We start from the raw sequence: 16,543 nt of genomic DNA, 5'->3' as shown, positions 1-16,543 counted from the left end.
GGAATCTTCAGACGGTGCGGCGCCCGCGGGAGCGGACGGCGACGAGGACGAGACCGGCGGCGGCGACGAGGGAGACGATCCCCTCGGGAAGCGCGCCCAGCCGGGTGGCGGGGGTCAGGGAGGAGCGCAGGGGAACCTCGTCCACCAGAGCCGCGGGGGTGAACATCCCGGACTTCTCCACGACCGTTCCGTCCGGGCGGATGATGGCGCTGACTCCGCTGGTGACCGGCACGACCACCGAGCGCCCGTGCTCCACCGCCCGCACCTGGGACATCGCGAGCTGCTGGTAGGTCATCTCGCTGCGGCCGAACGTGGCGTTGTTGCTCGGCACGGCGATCAGTTGGCCGCCGGCCTTCACGGTGTCGCGGACGGCGTCGTCGAACGCGGCCTCGTAGCAGGTGACCAGGCCGACCCTGGTGCCGGCCAGGTCGAAGACGCCGACCTCGGTGCCGGAGCCGAATTCGCGCTGGACACGGTCGACGTCCTTGCTGAAGACGCGGGCCACCGAACGCATCGGCATGTACTCGCCGAACGGCTGGATGTGCCGCTTGTCGTACGTGCCCATGGGGCCCTTCACCGGATCCCACTCGATCAGGGTGTTGCGGAGCTTGCCGGTGTCGGGTTCGACGACCGCGCCGACGACCGTGGGGACCCCGATGGCCCCGACGGCCCGGTCGATGACCTCGCGGGCGTCGGGGTTGCGGTAGGGGTCGAGGTCGGAGGAGTTCTCCGGCCAGAGGACGAAGTCGGGCTGCGGTTCCTTACCGGCCTTCACGTCGGCGGCGAGCTGTTCGGTGACCCGGACGTGGTTGTCGAGCACGGCGCGGCGCTGGGAGTTGAAGTCCAGGCCGAGACGGGGGACGTTGCCCTGGATGGCGGCGACGGTCGCGGTGCCGTCCTCCGCCGCGTTGTCGACCAGCGGGAGCGAGCCGAAGGCGGCCGCCACGGGGAGGAGCACCGCCGCCGCGGCCGTCGCGGTCGCCGCCCGCGGCAGTTCGCCGCTCGCGCGGTACCCGTGAATCCGCCGGACCGCCTCGCAGAGGCCGAAACCGCAGAGGACCACCGCGAAGGAGAGGAGCGGAGTGCCGCCGAGCGCGGCGATCGGCAGGAAGACGCTCTCGGCCTGCCCGAAGGCGATTTTGCCCCAGGGGAATCCGCCGAACGGCACGCGGGCCCGGACCGCCTCGTCCAGGGTCCAGACGGCCGCCGCCCAGAAGGGCCAGTACGCGAGCCGGGACACGGCCGCGATGCCGACGCAGCCCAGCGCGACGAAGAGCGCCTCGGCCACGGCCAGCGCCAGCCACGGCACCGCGCCGACGTCCTCGCCGGTCCAGTGCAGCAGCGGCAGCATGAAGCCGAGCCCGGCCAGCAGTCCCAGGCCGAACGCGGCGCGCGGGCGGCGCCCGCGCAGGACCCAGCCCAGCAGGGCGAAGGCCGGCAGCACCAGCCACCACAGCGGCCGGGGCGGGAAGCTCACGTACAGCAGCGCTCCGCAGAGCACGGCGGCGGCCGGTCTGGCCAGACGGAACCACCGCCGGCGGTGGCGGGAGGCGGGAACGGGCGACGGTTCGTCGACGGAGGTGATGGTGGCGCTCACCTGCGGGAGTCTACGGCGGCCGGCCGGGCGCCCGGCAGCCGGTCGATGCCCGGCGCGCGGAGCACGGGCTCCGGCGGCGTCAGGCCCCGGAGGTCTTGCCGCCCGCCGGGAGGCGGAGCCGGTCGCGGATGAACCGTACGGCGGCCTCGGCGTTGTCCACGGTGACGGTGAACGTGCGGCCGTCGCCGAGCCGGAGCAGCAGCGCCTCGCCCCGGCGCACCACCACGGCGGTGCCCTGCTCGGGGCGCCAGCGGTAGCCCCACCCTCCCCACTGGCGCGGGGTGACACGGGGGACGAACTCGGCTCCCACCACGTGGGTGAGCAGGATGCGGCGGCGGGGCAGGCCCATGTGTCCGCAGCGGACTTCCAGGGCGTCGCCGTCCACCTTCACCGCGACGTGGACGAAGGCGAGGGTGCCGTAGAGCATCAGGAGTCCGGCGGCGCCGCAGCCGACCACCGACATCACCAGGGGGGCGACGCCCGAGGTCCAGTTGGACTCCAGCGCGATCTGGACGCCGAGGGCCAGGCAGCCCGCTCCCGCGAAGGCCAGCAGCCACTGCGCGCGGTTCGTCGCCTTGCCGGTCCACACGGTGGACGGGGCCTGGGTCGAGCCGTGCGCCGCACGACCGGGGTGGTCCGTCATGCTCAGCAGCGTACCCATGCCCCGTGCTCCCGCGGTGTCCCTCGCGGGGCCGATCGGGGGGTCCGCGGGGTCAGCGGACGGCGCCCACGCCCCGCAGGAGCCGTCCCTCGGCGTAGGTCAGGGCGGCCTCCGGAAGGGGGGCCTCGTCTCCGCCGAGCAGGACGGTGAGAGTTCCGGTCGGTTCGGCCGACGGAGCGGGTTCCGCCCCGAAGCGGCGCAGCGCCTGCGCGGCGACGGCGCCTGCGGACCCGTGCAGGACGACCGGAGGGTGGCCCGGCCGCCGCAGGGCGGCGGCCACCCGGTCCGCGACCAGTTCGTAGTGGGTGCAGCCGAGGACCACGGTGCGGACGCCCTCGGGGGTGAGGGCGGCGGCGGCGGCCACGGCCCGGTCGATCGCGGCCTCGTCGGCGTACTGGATCGCGTCGGCCAGTCCGGGGCAAGGCACCTCGGTGACGTCCACGCCGTCCGCGAACTCGTTGATGAGCCCTCGCTGGTAAGGGCTGCCGGTGGTGGCCGGAGTCGCCCAGATGGCGATCGGAGCACCGCTCGCGGCCGCCGGTTTGATCGCCGGTACGGTGCCGATGACCGGCAGACCGGGTTCGAGTGCCGCGCGGAGGGCGGGCAGCGCGTGCACGGACGCCGTGTTGCAGGCGACGATCAGCGCGTCCGGGCGGAGCTCCGCAGCGGCCCGGGCCACGGCGAGCGCGAGGGTGACGATGGTCTCGGGCCCGCGCGGTCCCCAGGGCATGGTGCCGGGGTCGGAGGAGAGCACCAGATCGGCGTCGGGGCGCAGTCGGCGCATCTCGGCCGCGGCGGCCAGCAGGCCGATTCCTGAGTCCATGAGCGCGATCTTCACCCGGTCACCTTATGCCACCCCCCTCCGGAGCCGGCCTCGGTGGGGCAGACTCGGCGGATGAGCGCCGTTGCCTGGATCGCCGTGGGTTCGCTGGTCGCGTGGGTGTGGCTCCTGCTCGGCCAGGGGTTCTTCTGGGTCACGGACCAGCGGTTGCCCCTGAGGTCCCTGCCGGCGCGCTGGCCCTCGGTCGCCGTCGTCGTGCCGGCCCGGGACGAGGCGCGGATGCTGCCGGTGAGCCTTCCCTCGCTGCTGGCACAGGACTACCCGGGCAAGCTCGTGGTCGTGCTCGTCGACGACGGCAGTACGGACGGGACCGGGGAGCTGGCGCGGGAGCTGGGACGGCGCTGCGGCGGCCCCGTCCTGCGGGTCGTCGATCCCGGTGAGCCGGAGCCGGGGTGGACGGGCAAGCTGTGGGCCGTGCGGCACGGGATCGCGGTGGCCCGGCGGGACGACCCCGAGTTCCTGCTGCTGACCGACGCGGACATCGCCCACGAGCCCGACAGCCTGCGGGAGCTGGTGGCGGCGGCCGGGCCCGCGGGGCCGGACGGCTACGACCTGGTCTCCCAGATGGCGCGGTTGCGGGTGGAGAGCTTCTGGGAGCGGCTCGTGGTGCCGGCCTTCGTCTACTTCTTCGGGCAGCTCTTCCCCTTCCGCAGGGTGAACCGCACCGGATCCCGGACCGCGGCGGCCGCCGGGGGCTGTGTGCTGCTGCGCACGGGGGCGGCGGTGCGGGCGGGCGTTCCGGAGTCCATCCGGCAGGCGGTGATCGACGACGTCTCGCTGGCACGGGCGGTCAAGCGGACCGGGGGGCGGATCTGGCTGGGGCTGGCCGAGCGGGTGGACAGTGTCCGCCCCTACCCGGGGCTCGGGGAGCTGTGGCGGATGGTCTCGCGCAGCGCGTACGCGCAGCTGCGGCACAGTCCGCTGCTGCTGGCGGGGACGGTGCCGGGGCTCGCTCTCGTCTATCTCGCCCCGCCGGTGACGCTGGTGGCCGGGGCGGTCGCGGGCGATGCGGTCGCCGGGTGGGCGGGCGGCCTGGCCTGGGCGGTGATGACGGGGACGTACCTGCCGATGCTGACGTACTACCGCCAGTCGCTCTGGCTCGCTCCGCTGCTCCCCTTCACGGCCTCGCTCTACCTCCTGATGACGGTCGACTCGGCGGTGCGGCACTACCGGGGGCGGGGCGCGGCCTGGAAGGGGCGCACCTACCCCCGGCCCGAGCCGGCTCCGGAGCCGTGAGCGGGATGGGTCCGGGCGCCGGGGTCACTTGGAGTCCTCCCGGGCGCGCAGCAGCGCGGTGATCTGCTTGACGAGTTCGCCGTCGCTGTTCACGGGCTTGCCGGAGACCAGGGCGCCGAGGCGTTCGGCGGTCTGGAAGTCGTACGCGCGCTCCTGCTCCTCCCCGGGCACCCCCTCGTACTCCCCCTTGTCGCGGAAGCCGACGGTCAGGTCGACCACCTTCGCGATGAGCCAGGTGAGGACGAACGAGAACGCGATCACGGCGAGGATGGCGAGGACCTGCTTGCCCAGGAGTCCCCACCCTCCGCCGTAGAAGAGCCCTTCCTTGCCGCTGATCCGGGCGGTGGCGAAGAGGCCGACCATGATCAGGCCGATCAGACCGCCGACGCCGTGCACGCCGACCACGTCCAGGGTGTCGTCCACGCCGAACTTGTACTTCAGCGTGATGGCGAAGGCGCAGACGGCGCCCACCACGAGTCCGGTGATGACCGCGCCGAGGGTGTTGATCTCGCCGCAGGCGGGGGTGATGGCGACCATGCCGGCGACGGCCGAGGAGACGACTCCCATGGTGGTGACCCTGCCGGTGCGCCACTTCTCCACCAGCGGCCAGGTGACCATGGCACCGGCGGCACCGAGCTGGGTGTTGATGAAGGCCGCCGACGCCGTGCCCTGGTCGCTCAGCGCGGAGCCGGAGTTGAAGCCGAACCAGCCGAACCACAGGAGGCCGACACCGATCACGACGAGCGGGATGTTGTTGGGCCGTTCCTCGCGGCGGGCGAAGTCGGGCGGCGCCCGCAGCACCAGGGCGACGGCGAGGCCGGCGACACCGGAGTTGAGCTCGACGGGCAGGCCGCCGGCGAAGTCGAGTGCGCCGAGGTGCTTCACGATCCAGCCGTCGGTGTCGAACACCCAGTGGGCGAGCGGAACGTACACGATCAGGAGCCACAGCACGACGAAGACGAGCCAGCCCTTCATGGTGGCGCGGTCGGCGATGGATCCGCTGATCAGAGCCACCGTGATGATGGCGAAACCCATCTGGAAGGTGCTGTAGACGTACGTCGGGATGTGCCCGGACAGGGTGGTCAGCTCGATGCCCCGCATGAAGACGTGGTCGAGGCCGCCGATCACGCCGGCGCCCCCGACGTCGGGGCCGAACGCGAGGGTGTACCCGATGGCCCACCAGAGGAGCGTGCCGAAGGCGAGCGCGGCGAAGCTCATCTTGACCATCATCAGCACGTGCTTGGTGCGCACCATGCCGCCGTAGAAGAACGCCAGTCCGGGCGTCATCAGCAGCACCATGGCGGTGGCTGCGAGCAGCCAGGCGGTGTCGCCGGAGTCGTACGCGGGCGGCATCGGCGCGGGAGCGGTGTTCATCGGCAAGCACCTCGGGGGGTGGGGGCGGCTTGATGGGGGCAGTGGCGGAGGGGCGGACCGAGCCGGGTGGGCCATGTGCGTCCGCTCGGCGTGAACGGCCGGAGACGGACTACGGTTTGCGCAGGTCCGGAGCGTGATGGCCGGTGAGCAGCAGGTGCACCGCGTGGCGGACGGCGTCGTGGGCGGCGGCGACCCGGACGGGGCTGTCGTCCAGGAACCGGACCCAGGCGCCGCACTCCCCGGGCAGTGTGCTGACCCCGAAGAGAACGCCGGAACCGGCCAGCGCGGCGTGCAGCGTGTCGGCCACCTCCGTGGCCGGGACCCGGTCGGTGACGACGAAGACCGAGGCGGCGTGGTCGTACCCGGCGAACACCCCCGGACCCACCACTCCCCCGCCGGGTCCGCCCGGGGTCAGGCGCACGGTGTCGACGGCGAGGAGGGTGCCGTCAGGGCGGGCGAACCGCAGGTCGGTGGCGAGTACGCGGTAGTCGTGGCGCTCGCCGCGGGCGAGCCGCCCGGCGGTGAGGGTGTCGCCGAGCACCACGGTCGCGCCGGGCGCGACCGTGACCTCGGTGCGCTGATAGAACCGTGCGTCCTTGAACAGGATCAGCGGGTCCGGCAGGTACTCGACGTAGCTTCCCTCCTCCGCCGTCAGGTGCACCCGCTGGCTCGCGAAGTCGTGCTCCATCCGGAAGACCTTGGTGGCCGCCTGGGTGGTCAGGTGCACCTGGGTGCCGGGCCCGCACCGGAAGTCCGTCCGGTAGCGGTCGGCCTGGGCGACCCCGCCACCGGTGGCCATCAGGTAGACGTGGCTCATGCCGGGCATGGCGGGGTCGATCCACAGCGGGCGCATGATCTGCAGGGGCGACTTCTGGTAGCGCTCGACGAGTTCGGTCCGCCCGCCCCGCACCTCGAAGGCGAGGTCGAGCACGCCCACCTTGGCCGGGGAGCCCGCGGCGAGGGTGTCGGGTACCGACGCCAGGGCCTCGACGTCCGGGGGGACGCGGACCGCGGCGTAGTACGCGGGGGTCAGCCGGTCGGTTCCGGGGGCGGGCGGAGTGGACCGCACGTCAGATCAGGACCTTGCGGCGCGATTCCAGGTAGAGCGCGATGTCGTCGATGCCCACGCCGGTCAGACAGTCGGTGAGGACGACCGGGCGGTTGTCACGGACCCGGTGGGCGTCCGACTCCATGACGCCGATGTCGGTGCGTACGTACTGCGCGATGTCGATCTTGTTGATCACGAGGAGGTCGCATTCGGTGATGCCCGGTCCCCGCTTGCGCGGCATCTTCTCGCCCTCGGCGGTGTCGAGCACGAAGAGGAAGAGGTCCACGAGCGCCGGGCTGAAGGTGAGGGTGAGGTTGTCGCCGCCGGACTCGTACAGCAGCGTGTCGGTGTCGGGGAAGCGCTCCAGCATCTCGGCGCCGGCGGCGAGGTTCATGGTGGGGTCGTCCCGTACGGCGGTGTGCGGGCAGGCACCCGTCTCCACGCCGACGACCCGCTCCGGGTCCAGCACCCCGGCGAGGGTGCGGCGGACGTGCTGGGCGTCCTCCTGGGTGTAGATGTCGTTGGTGATGACGGCGGGGCGACGGCCCCGCTCGATCAGCAGGGGTACGAGTGCCTCGATGAGGGCGGTCTTGCCGGAACCGACCGGTCCGCCGATTCCGACGCGCAGTACGTTGTCGTCCATGGGTGCTCCGTGAGTGGTGGGGTCAGCTGGCGAAGAGCCGGGCCTCGGCCCGTTCGTGGCGGCCGGACATGACGTCCGAGGCGAAGGCGGAGGCGCCGACGTCGGCGAGTTCGCGGCGCAGCGCGGCCTCGACGGCGGTCCCGATGACGGGAGCGACGCCCCACAGCAGGGTCTGGGCCCTGCGGTGGTCGGTGAGCCGCAGGCGCAGGGCCGCACCCGCGAAGCTCGCGCAGAACGCGAAGAGGTCCGAGGCGACGGCCTGGCGGACCGGCACGCCGGTCGCCGCGTAGATGACGCCGGCGGCCACCGCCTGCGTGCCGGGAGCTTCCCGGCGTACGACACGGCCGAAGTAGTCGCCGATCTGGGGACGGTCGAAGACCTCCTGCCCGAGGTCGAGGAGCTGCCGACCGGTCCGGGTGGCGGCCTGGCGCATCTCCCGTCCGAGCTTGGTGGCGAACAGGTGCTCGTCGATCCCGACGACGGCCTCCGGGTCGCCCGCACACGTCGCCCGGTGGGCGAGTGCGAGCGCGGTGGCGTCGGCGGGACCCACGGCGTGCAGCAGCAGGTCCGCCAGGAGGGACGGCAGGCTGTCGGCGTCGACCGCCCCGGCCTGCGCGTACCCCTCCAGGCTGTGCGAGAGCGTGTAGAAGCCGCTCGGGAACGCCGAGTCGGTCAGCTGGAGGCTGACCAGCAGCATTCCGAGCCCTTGGGTGCCGCCCGCGGGCCCCGCCCCCGTCATCGGGGCGGGGTCGCCCTCTTCCTGGTACACGCGTCGCCCTAGACCAGGAAGAACAGGTGGTTGAGGGGGAGTTCCTGGGCGGGGTCGATGGTGGCGACCTTGCCGTTGAGCGTGACCTTGAAGGTCTCCGGGTCCACCTTGATGTCCGGCAGGGCGTCGTTGCGGATCATGTTGTGCTTGCCGATCGTCCGCGTCCGGCTCACCGGCAGGATCAGGCGTTCCAGCCCCAGCTCGGCGGGGACTCCGGCGGCGATGCCGGCCTGCGACATGAAGGTGGCGTGCGTCGCCTGCAACGCCTTGCCGTACTGCCCGAACATGGGGCGGTAGATCACCGGCTGCGGCGTGGGCAGCGAGGCGTTGGGGTCGCCCATCTGCGCCCAGGAGATGATGCCGCCCTTGATCACCATCTTCGGCTTGGCGCCGAAGGAGTGGATGGGCCAGAGCACGATGTCGGCGAGCTTGCCCTTCTCGATCGAACCGATGTGGTCGGAGATGCCGGTGGCGATGGCCGGATTGATGGTGACCTTGGCCAGGTAGCGCAGCACCCGCTGGTTGTCGTTGCGGGCGGAGTCGCCCTCCAGCGTGCCCAGCTTGTCCTTGCAGTGGTGGGCGGTCTGGAACGCCCGGGTGACGGACTCCCCCACCCGGCCCATCGCCTGCGAGTCCGAGGAGAACATGCTGATCACGCCGAGGTCGTGCAGGACCGACTCGGCGGCGATCGTCTCGGCGCGGACCCGGCTGTCGGCGAAGGAGACGTCCTCGGGGATGTCGTGGCTGAGGTGGTGGCAGACCATGACCATGTCGAGCAGTTCGTCCACCGAGTTCTTGGTGTACGGCAGCGTCGGGTTGGTGGAGGAGGGCAGTACGTTCGGCTCGCCCGCCACACGCATGATGTCGGGGGCGTGGCCGCCGCCCGCGCCCTCGCTGTGGAAGGTGTGGATGGTGCGGCCGTCGATCGCGGAGCGGGTGTCCTCGAAGAATCCGCTCTCGTTGAGGCTGTCGGTGTGGATGGCGACCTGGACGTCGTGCTGGTCGGCGACGCTGAGGGCGTTGTCGATGACGGCCGGGGTCGCGCCCCAGTCCTCGTGCACCTTGAGGGCGCAGGCTCCGGCCACGATCTGCTCGTTGAGCGCCTCCGGCAGGCTGCCGTTCCCCTTGGCCATGATGCCGAGGTTGACCGGGAAGGTCTCCGCCGCCTGCAGGAACCGGGCGATGTTGTACGGACCCGGGGTGCAGGTGGTGCCGTTGGTGCCGTCGGAAGGTCCGGTGCCGCCGCCGATGAGGGTGGTGATGCCGTTGGTGAGTGCCTGTTCCGCCTGCTGAGGGGCGATCAGGTGGACGTGGGTGTCGATGGCTCCGGCGGTGGCGATGAGGTGCTCGCCGGCGATGGCTTCGGTGCCGGGGCCGATGATGAGGTCGGGGTGCACGTTGTTCTGGGTCTGCGGGTTGCCGGACTTGCCGATGCCCGCGATGAGCCCGTTCTTGATGCCGATGTCGCACTTGACCACGCCGACGACGGGGTCGATGAGGACGACGTTGGTGATGACGGTGTCCAGCGCGCCCTGGGCGCTGGTGGCCTGCGGGTCGGAGGCCATGCCGTCGCGCATGGTCTTGCCACCGCCGTAGAGGACCTCGTCGCCGTACTGGCCCTCGCTGAAGTCCTTCTCGACCTCGACGACGAGGTTGGTGTCGGCGAGGTGGAAGCGGTCACCGACGGTGGGGCCGAACATGTCGGTGTACTGCTTGCGCGGCAGGATGGGCATCAGCGTGAACCCTTCTTCTTGGATTTGGACTTGGCCTGCTTGTCGGCCGCCTGGCCGCCCTTCTCGGTGGACGGCGCGGCGCCGCCGCCCCGCGGTGTCGCCTTGGACCGCGTCTCGCTGTCGTCGGCCCAGGTGCGGCGGGGGCCGGCTCCCTCGAATCCGCGCTCGATGGCCTTGCGTACCGCTTCGACCCGGGCGGGGTGGGAGGCGAGGCTGCCGTTGAGCAGCCCGCTGAAGCCGACGAGGCGGCCCGTCCCGGCGTAGGTGCAGAGCTCCACCTCGCGGGTGCCGCCCGGCTCGACGCGCACGGAGGTGCCGGCGGGGATGTTGAGGTGCATGCCGAGCGCCTTCTGCCGGTCGAACGACAGCGCCGAGTTGACCTCGAAGAAGTGGTAGTGCGAGCCGATCTGGATCGCGCGGTCGCCGGTGTTGCTGACGGTCAGCTTGACCGTCCGGCGCCCCGCGTTGATCTCGACGGGGTCCTCGCCGTAGAGGTACTTCTGGCGGAACGTCATGCGGAGCTCCTGACGGGTCGGGCCGCGCCGTCGGCGGTCGTGCCGGGGTGCGGATGCGAGGGGCCGTGGTGGTGGCCGGATTCGGGCCGGTGGCGGTCGTGGTCGCGCGGGTGGCCGTGGTGGTCGTGCGGGTGGCCGTGGTCGTGGGCGTGGTCCTCACCCGGGGGGTGGGTGTGACCGTGACCGGGGTGCTCGTGGGCGTGGTCGTGCTCCTCGCCCGAAGGATGGCTGTGCCGGTGGCTGTGACCGTCGTGGTCGTGGCCCTCGCCCGGGGAGTGGCTGTGGCCGTCGTGGTCGTGGCCCTCGCCCGGGGGGTGGGTGTGGCCGTGTCCGTGGTCGTCGGCCGCGGAGAGCCCGGCGGAGATTCCGTCGTCGTTCCGCTCGGACCAGCGGCGTCGGGCGTCGACGGCCCGTTCGGCGAGGATCCTCGCCAGCGCGGTCCGGGAGACCGGGGGGCCGGCGTGCTCGACGCGGATGCCGGGCAGATCCGGTGCGACGGGGGCCGCCGGGTCCGGCACGGCGAAGGCGGCCGACAGGACCACCACCCGGTCCGCGCCGAGGAGGAGGCAGCGCCGGACCCCCTCCGCCGGATCGGGGTCGCCGCCGGTGAACGCGACCTCGACGAGGGGGTGGTTGCCGTACCGGCGGACCAGGGCCGTGACCCGGTGCAACTCGGCGTCGTCGAACGGGTCGCCGGCGGGGGCGGTGACGAGCAGCGCGGAGCCGGCGGGCACCCGGCCGGCCGCCGCGCGCAGCCAGGCGACGAGGTGCTGGGACGTACCGAAGGGTGCGGCGAGCAGGGCCCGGGGGCCGGTGCCCGGCGGCAGCGCGCGGAGGGTCCGGGCGGTGTCGGCGACGAGCCGCGCGTCCCGCCCCAGGGTCATCGGCACGACGCAGACGGGCTCCTCGCCCGGTCCCGTCCCGGCGACGGCCCGGTACAGCTCGCGGCCGTCGGACACGACCGTGACGCCGGAGCCTTCGAGGTCGCGCAGGGCCGTTCCGTACCCGGCCTCGTGGCCGCAGACGGCGATCACCCGGTGGTCGGACACCATGGTCATCCGCCGATGGGGTCGTGACAGGACACCAGCTTGGTGCCGTCCACGAACGACGCCTCGATCTGCAGCAGGCCGAGCATCTCCCGCACCCCGGGCATGGTGTCGGCCTCGCCCACGACGTGACGGCCGAGCTCCATGCAGTCGGCGACGCTCTTGCCGTCCCGGGCCGCCTCCAGGATCGCCTCGGAGATCAGGGCCACGGACTCGCTGTAGTTGAGCTTGAGACCACGGCCCTGGCGTTTGCGGGCCAGGTCGGCCACGACGTACACCAGCAGTTTGTCGATCTCGCGCGGTGCGAGGTTCATCGTCGGTACCTTCCAGGGTGCGTGACGGAGAGGGGTCCGGGGTACGGCGCGGGCGGGTTCAGCCGCTCTTGCGGAAGCGCGGTAGCAGGGGAACCGCGGCCATGAGTACCCAGGTCGTGAGGATGAACGGCCACGTGAAGGTGTGGCCGCCGAAGGGTTTGAAGAGCGAGGTGAGCGAGGCCGTCAGACCGGTGGTGGCGGCCGCGCCGAAGAGCGCGAAGGCGCCGTTCCACACGGTGGGGGCGAGGAAGACCGCGCCGACGGCGATGGCGACGAGGACGGCGTTGTATCCGTAGATGCCCTCGGCGATCAGCGAGGTGGGGGCGCCCAGCGCCCACGCCGCGACGATGCCGACCACGCTGCCGGCGGCCGCGAACGCGACGACGCGCAGGCCGGCGCAGGCGAGGCCGACGAGCATGATCAGGCCCACGTACCACGCGTCGACCAGGAAGATCTGCGACACGTTGGTGAAGAAGGCGTGCCACAGGTCGTCCCAGGTGATGCCGGTGTCCCCGCTCGTGGTGCTGGACACCCCCTTCGGCGCCCCGTGCCAGATCCTGGCGAACGACGGTGCGCCGAGCACCATGACGCCGGAGACGAGGCAGAAGGGCGCGGTGAGCGGGGAGAGCGCGAAGGGTGTCAGGAGGGTGGCGAGAGCCGCCATCAGCAGGGTGCACACGAGGGCGCCGACGACGGTCAGGACGTAGGTGGCGGGGTGGTGCCCCAGATAGGTGACCAGGGCGATGCCGGTGAGGCATCCGCAGTAGCCCTGGAGGCCGAGGGCGATGCCGGAGCGGTCGGCGCGCACTGCGTAGGCGGCGGCGGTGGAGATCAGGGTGCCGAGGGTGGCGAAGAGGCCGATGCGCCACCCCGCCGCCCAGAGTCCGGCGAGGATGAGGACCCCGGTCCAGAGACTTGGTTGCAGGTCGACCTGGCCGAATCCGCGCACCGACGCCAGCAGGTAGGCGCTCGGCTGACGGCGTTCGAGCTGGCGGACCGCGTCCGGCTCGTTGAGGGGCAAGGCATGCTCCCGGGTACGGAGAGCGGATCGCTCTCCCTCGAAGGCACGTCGCGGCGCGACATGCGGAGGGAACTACTCAATTCCCATTACAGGCATATAAGTAGCTGTATCTCGCTGCGGGCGTCCTCATACTCGCCCGGCCGGGTGCAACCCCGTGTACGCGCGCGCCCCGCACGCCGAAGGCGCCGGCGGCTCCATAGGCTCGGCGGATGAGTACGAAGATGCGCCTGCATCGTTTTCCGCACCCCGATCACCATCCCGGGGTCCAGCTCTCCGTCGTCGGAGCCGTCGCGATCGGTGGCGCCGCCGGGGCGGCCGCCCGCTGGGAGGCCGAACGCCTCTGGCCCGACGCCCCGACGGCGTTCCCCTGGACGATCCTGCTGGTCAACGTCGTCGGGTGCTTCCTCATAGGGGTCCTGATGGTCACCGTGAAGCTCAGGTTTCCCGGCACCCACCGGCTGGTGAGCCCTCTGCTGGGCACCGGACTGCTCGGCGGATTCACCTCGTTCTCGCACTACACGGACGACGTTCGGGAGCTCTTCGACGACGGACGGCCCGGATACGCGGTCGGCTGCCTGGTGCTGACGGTGGTGGGCGCCCTGGCCGCCGTCACGGTGGGCGCACTGGCCACCCACGCGCTCCTCGGGACGGGCGGCCACCCCGGTCACGAAGGCCGCGCCGGCCACCCCGCGGAGGAAGCGTGATCGTCGACTGGCTGCTCGTCCTCGCCGGCGGCCTGGTGGGGGCGCCACTGCGTTACCTGATCGGGGTGGATGCCAAGTACCGCCTGCACACGGCCCTGCCGTGGGGCACCTTCGCCGCCAACGCGCCGGCCGCACTGGTACTGGGCTTCGTCTCCGCCGCCGCGACCGACGGGGACCTGGGGACCCGGGTCCAACTCCTGCTCGCCACCGGCTTCTGCGGCGCCCTGTCGACCTGGTCGACGTTCTCGTACGAACTGCTGACGCTCACCTCGGCCCGGCGGCTGGGGACCGCGGGAGGCTACCTGGTGCTCACCGTGGGGGCGGGTGTCGGGCTGTCCTTCGCCGGAGCGGCGGTGGCCGACGCGGTCTTCTGACGCGCGGTCGGCGCCGCTTCCGGGGCCCTTCGCCCCGTTCCTGTCGTGTCCTCAAACCGGGACGCGGCAGGACCTTACGACACCCGGGGGAGCGCTCTTTACACGATCACTACAGCCCATGGTGACCCTTTATGAGAAGTTCGCTCGCATTGGGGAACACAGCTGGCGCACAACTCGCGAAACAACCTTCTGGGCGGCCTCCCCAACCAGCACATCGTGGGCTTAACTTAGGTGGTATGACCTCCCCCCGCTCCAGCTACGGCAGCGGCTACTACGCCGCACCGTCGTTCGCCGACACTCCGATCTACGACTCCCTGGTCGCGGAGCGAGGCACGCCTCAGATCGCACCGATCCGAGTGCCCGCCGCCTACGAGACCGGCAACAGCTATCTCCCCGCGCTGCCGTCCTCCCTGCCGGCCCTTCCCGCTGCTCCTTCCCAGCCCGCCGGCTCTTATGGCTACCCACAGCAGCCGATGTCGCAGCCGTACCAGCCGCAGGCCCCGATGCGCCCCGCGCAGATGCAGCCCGCACAGCTGCAGCACGCCCCCGCGCCGTACATCCCGCAGCAGCCCGCCCCGCCCCGCGGATACCCGCAACAGCAGACGCCCGCCCGCGGGTTCCCGGCGCAGCAGGCCCCGGCGCGCGGCTATCAGCAGCAGCCGCCGCGTCCCGCGCCCAGCGGTTACGAGGCGATGCGTCCGGCCGCACCCCGCCCCGCCCCGGCGCCCTCTCCCTATGAGGAGCCGTACGACCGGCCGTACCAGAGCCGGGGGTACTGACCAGCGGCCGGAGGTACGACTTCGGCCGTATGTGCGGGCGGGTGACGGGGACGCCGGGCATGCTGACAAAATGAGCGGATGGACCTTCCCGTTCTGCGCTCCCTCCATGTCCACCCCGTCAAGTCGCTGGCCGCTCTGACCGTCGACGAGGCCGTCGTCGAGCCGTGGGGACTCGCCGGCGACCGTCGTTGGATGGTGGTGGACGACGCGGGCACGGCGCTCACGCAGCGTCAGGAGCCCCGCCTGACGGGGATCTCCGCACGGCCCGCGGGTGACGGCGGAGTGGAGCTCTCCGCCCCCGGCCGGGAACCGCTGAGGGTGGCGCCACCGGAGCGGGCGGACACCGTGGTGGTCGAGCTGTTCGGGAAGAAGTCCGAGGTGGTGGAGGCGGAGCCGGCCGCCCACGCGTGGCTGCGCGGGCTCCTCGGTGCGCAGGTCCGGCTCGTCCATCAGGACGCGCCGTCCTACCGCAGGCCCCTCGACCCGGCGTACGCGCGGCCGGGCGAGACCGTGAGCCTTGCGGACGGTTACCCGCTGCTGGTGACCACGGTCGCCTCGCTGGACGCCCTCAACGCACTGATCGCGGGCGGCGACCACCGTGAGGAAGGCCCGCTGCCGATGGACCGCTTCCGCCCCAACGCCGTGGTCGACGGCGTCGGCCCCTGGGAGGAGGACGGCTGGCGGCGCATCGCGATCGGGGAGGTCGCCTTCCGTGTCGCGAAGCCGTGCGGCAGGTGCGTGGTCACCACCACCGACCAGTCGACGGGCGAACGGGGCAGGGAGCCGCTGCGCACCCTCGCCCGGCACCGCAGGGCGGGGACGAAACTGATCTTCGGCCAGAACCTCGTACCCGAGGGCACCGGGACCATCCGGGTCGGGGACCCGGTGCGCGTTCTGGAGTGAATCCCGCGCGGCCGACGGGGACGGCCGGGGTGCACGGGGGCCAAGAGAGTGGTGGGGCCGCTGACCGCACTCCCCCGAGCACGTCCGGGTGCTGTCGGCGGCACACCGGCGAAGAGACGAGGGGGCGGGGGCGGTGCGTACGGTCTCGGGGGTCTGGCGCTGGCGGCGCAACGCGCTGCGCCGCGCCACGGACCGGCATGAGGCGTGGCTGGCGCTGGGGGCCCTCCTCCTCGTGGTTCTCCTCGCGCCGGCCGCGGGCTGCCTCTGCGGTCTGCTCACCGACTCCGCCCTGCGCGACCTGATCCGGGAGCAGCACGCGCACCGCCGGGAGACGAGCGCGGTGGTGCTGAGTGTGTCCCCGCGCGCGGAGGCGCCCGCGGGTGATCCCGGCAGGGGTGCGGGACCCGCGACCGGGCAGGCCGTGACGGCGACGTGGAGGGCGCCGGACGGCGGTGAACGGCACGGCACGGTCCCGGTCGGCGCGCGCCTGACGGAGCCGGGCGAGCGGGTGAGGATATGGACCGACGACCGGGGTGCCGTCGCCCCGCGCCCGATGGACCTGATCACCGCGCGCATCCACGCGAGCCTGGCCGGGGCGGGGGCGTTCCTGCTGGCGGCCGGAGCCGTGGAGACGGCGCGGCGGACCGCCTTGCGTTCCATGGTGCGGCGGCGGCACGCACGGCTGGACCGGGCCTGGGCGTCGGTGGGCCCGGACTGGGGAAGAACCGGAACGGGCTCGTGAACGCCCGGATCGCCGTCCGGGCCGGTCCGACGCCCGGGTCCGCGGCCGCACGCCGGCGGGCCCGGGGCCGGAGTCGTCAACTCCCGCCCTCCGCGCGCGCTACGGTGGTCCGGCCCGCCCTTCCCCTCGGCGGGGCGGATCCGCCCCGCCGTCGTCGGAAGGCCGACGGCACCGCGCGGTCGCACGACGGTGTGTACGGGCACGAGGGATCGCACACGGCACGAGGTGGGGGCAAGACAGCGC

At 72.5% G+C, this 16,543-nt stretch carries 18 protein-coding genes; 6 read left to right on the top strand and 12 right to left on the bottom strand.

The features are described 5' to 3' along the window. Window positions 1-7 precede the first annotated feature (7 nt). From lnt to PZB77_RS29255, 3 genes are all read right to left on the bottom strand, one after another. Window positions 8-1,597 (bottom strand): apolipoprotein N-acyltransferase, encoded by a 1,590-nt coding sequence (gene lnt, locus PZB77_RS29265; RefSeq protein ID WP_275495635.1) that lies wholly within the window; start codon window positions 1,595-1,597, stop codon window positions 8-10. A 79-nt stretch (window positions 1,598-1,676) separates the two neighbouring features. After that, a complete protein-coding gene (locus PZB77_RS29260; RefSeq protein WP_275495634.1) occupies window positions 1,677-2,240 on the bottom strand; it encodes a hypothetical protein in 564 nt (187 codons plus the stop codon). 70 nt (window positions 2,241-2,310) lie between these two features. Then, a complete protein-coding gene (locus PZB77_RS29255) occupies window positions 2,311-3,096 on the bottom strand; it encodes an aspartate/glutamate racemase family protein (protein ID WP_275495633.1) in 786 nt (261 codons plus the stop codon). A 57-nt stretch (window positions 3,097-3,153) separates the two neighbouring features. Between PZB77_RS29255 and PZB77_RS29250 the strand changes: the two genes are divergently transcribed. Beyond that, complete coding sequence (locus PZB77_RS29250; protein ID WP_275495632.1) at window positions 3,154-4,335, top strand: glycosyltransferase; 1,182 nt, start codon at window positions 3,154-3,156, stop codon at window positions 4,333-4,335. Between the two features lie 24 nt (window positions 4,336-4,359). On the opposite strand, the gene PZB77_RS29245 is transcribed toward PZB77_RS29250, so the two are convergent. The 9 genes from PZB77_RS29245 to PZB77_RS29205 all read right to left on the bottom strand — a co-directional run bounded on the left by PZB77_RS29245 (window position 4,360) and on the right by PZB77_RS29205 (window position 12,798). Next, complete coding sequence (locus tag PZB77_RS29245; RefSeq protein WP_275495631.1) at window positions 4,360-5,709, bottom strand: ammonium transporter; 1,350 nt, start codon at window positions 5,707-5,709, stop codon at window positions 4,360-4,362. 109 nt (window positions 5,710-5,818) lie between these two features. Then, window positions 5,819-6,778: an urease accessory protein UreD gene (locus tag PZB77_RS29240; protein WP_275495630.1), complete on the bottom strand. Its 960-nt coding sequence runs from the start codon at window positions 6,776-6,778 to the stop codon at window positions 5,819-5,821. 1 nt (window position 6,779) lies between these two features. Beyond that, window positions 6,780-7,400, bottom strand: a complete 621-nt coding sequence (gene ureG / locus PZB77_RS29235; protein ID WP_275495629.1) for an urease accessory protein UreG — start codon at window positions 7,398-7,400, stop codon at window positions 6,780-6,782. A gap of 22 nt (window positions 7,401-7,422) precedes the next feature. Further along, the gene (locus tag PZB77_RS29230) at window positions 7,423-8,139 is read right to left on the bottom strand and encodes an urease accessory UreF family protein (protein WP_275496268.1); all 717 of its coding nucleotides are present in this window, start codon (window positions 8,137-8,139) and stop codon (window positions 7,423-7,425) included. A 38-nt stretch (window positions 8,140-8,177) separates the two neighbouring features. Beyond that, window positions 8,178-9,902: an urease subunit alpha gene (gene ureC / locus PZB77_RS29225; RefSeq protein WP_275495628.1), complete on the bottom strand. Its 1,725-nt coding sequence runs from the start codon at window positions 9,900-9,902 to the stop codon at window positions 8,178-8,180. After that, complete coding sequence (locus PZB77_RS29220) at window positions 9,902-10,417, bottom strand: urease subunit beta (protein ID WP_275495627.1); 516 nt, start codon at window positions 10,415-10,417, stop codon at window positions 9,902-9,904. The genes ureC and PZB77_RS29220 overlap by 1 nt, the downstream gene beginning before the upstream one ends. Next, complete coding sequence (locus tag PZB77_RS29215) at window positions 10,414-11,475, bottom strand: cobalamin biosynthesis protein CbiX (RefSeq protein WP_343299888.1); 1,062 nt, start codon at window positions 11,473-11,475, stop codon at window positions 10,414-10,416. Before PZB77_RS29215 ends, PZB77_RS29220 begins: the two co-directional genes overlap by 4 nt. Then, window positions 11,472-11,777, bottom strand: coding sequence for an urease subunit gamma (locus PZB77_RS29210; protein ID WP_275495626.1), 306 nt, complete (start codon window positions 11,775-11,777; stop codon window positions 11,472-11,474). Before PZB77_RS29210 ends, PZB77_RS29215 begins: the two co-directional genes overlap by 4 nt. Before the next feature lie 58 nt (window positions 11,778-11,835). Then, window positions 11,836-12,798, bottom strand: coding sequence for an urea transporter (locus tag PZB77_RS29205; RefSeq protein ID WP_275495625.1), 963 nt, complete (start codon window positions 12,796-12,798; stop codon window positions 11,836-11,838). Window positions 12,799-13,007: 209 nt separating this feature from the next. Here PZB77_RS29205 and PZB77_RS29200 point away from each other — a divergent pair, with 209 nt between their 5' ends. The 5 genes from PZB77_RS29200 (at window position 13,008) to PZB77_RS29180 (ending at window position 16,300) form a co-directional block, all read left to right on the top strand. Further along, window positions 13,008-13,502 (top strand): CrcB family protein, encoded by a 495-nt coding sequence (locus tag PZB77_RS29200; protein WP_275495624.1) that lies wholly within the window; start codon window positions 13,008-13,010, stop codon window positions 13,500-13,502. Next, entirely contained in the window at window positions 13,502-13,876 is a 375-nt protein-coding gene (locus PZB77_RS29195) for a CrcB family protein (protein ID WP_275496266.1), read from the top strand. The genes PZB77_RS29200 and PZB77_RS29195 overlap by 1 nt, the downstream gene beginning before the upstream one ends. 236 nt (window positions 13,877-14,112) lie before the next feature. After that, the gene (locus PZB77_RS29190) at window positions 14,113-14,655 is read left to right on the top strand and encodes a DUF6643 family protein (protein WP_275495623.1); all 543 of its coding nucleotides are present in this window, start codon (window positions 14,113-14,115) and stop codon (window positions 14,653-14,655) included. Between the two features lie 78 nt (window positions 14,656-14,733). Then, the gene (locus tag PZB77_RS29185; protein WP_275495622.1) at window positions 14,734-15,558 is read left to right on the top strand and encodes an MOSC N-terminal beta barrel domain-containing protein; all 825 of its coding nucleotides are present in this window, start codon (window positions 14,734-14,736) and stop codon (window positions 15,556-15,558) included. Between the two features lie 133 nt (window positions 15,559-15,691). Continuing rightward, entirely contained in the window at window positions 15,692-16,300 is a 609-nt protein-coding gene (locus PZB77_RS29180; protein ID WP_275495621.1) for a hypothetical protein, read from the top strand. Window positions 16,301-16,543 lie beyond the last annotated feature (243 nt).

The organism is Streptomyces sp. AM 2-1-1, assembly GCF_029167645.1.
Taxonomy (GTDB): Bacteria; Actinomycetota; Actinomycetes; order Streptomycetales; family Streptomycetaceae; genus Streptomyces.
The sequence above is the reverse complement of the archived record's forward strand: the minus strand, read 5'-3'. Positions and strand labels throughout refer to the sequence as shown.

Coding starts and splice junctions, on each gene's coding strand:
- PZB77_RS29260 (WP_275495634.1), bottom strand. CDS start 2,240: ATGACGGACCACCCCGGTCGTGCGGCGCACGGCTCGACCCAGGCCCCG.
- PZB77_RS29250 (WP_275495632.1), top strand. CDS start 3,154: ATGAGCGCCGTTGCCTGGATCGCCGTGGGTTCGCTGGTCGCGTGGGTG.
- PZB77_RS29245 (WP_275495631.1), bottom strand. CDS start 5,709: ATGAACACCGCTCCCGCGCCGATGCCGCCCGCGTACGACTCCGGCGAC.
- ureG (WP_275495629.1), bottom strand. CDS start 7,400: ATGGACGACAACGTACTGCGCGTCGGAATCGGCGGACCGGTCGGTTCC.
- PZB77_RS29230 (WP_275496268.1), bottom strand. CDS start 8,139: ATGACGGGGGCGGGGCCCGCGGGCGGCACCCAAGGGCTCGGAATGCTG.
- ureC (WP_275495628.1), bottom strand. CDS start 9,902: ATGCCCATCCTGCCGCGCAAGCAGTACACCGACATGTTCGGCCCCACC.
- PZB77_RS29220 (WP_275495627.1), bottom strand. CDS start 10,417: ATGACGTTCCGCCAGAAGTACCTCTACGGCGAGGACCCCGTCGAGATC.
- PZB77_RS29215 (WP_343299888.1), bottom strand. CDS start 11,475: ATGACCATGGTGTCCGACCACCGGGTGATCGCCGTCTGCGGCCACGAG.
- PZB77_RS29210 (WP_275495626.1), bottom strand. CDS start 11,777: ATGAACCTCGCACCGCGCGAGATCGACAAACTGCTGGTGTACGTCGTG.
- PZB77_RS29200 (WP_275495624.1), top strand. CDS start 13,008: ATGAGTACGAAGATGCGCCTGCATCGTTTTCCGCACCCCGATCACCAT.
- PZB77_RS29190 (WP_275495623.1), top strand. CDS start 14,113: ATGACCTCCCCCCGCTCCAGCTACGGCAGCGGCTACTACGCCGCACCG.
- PZB77_RS29185 (WP_275495622.1), top strand. CDS start 14,734: ATGGACCTTCCCGTTCTGCGCTCCCTCCATGTCCACCCCGTCAAGTCG.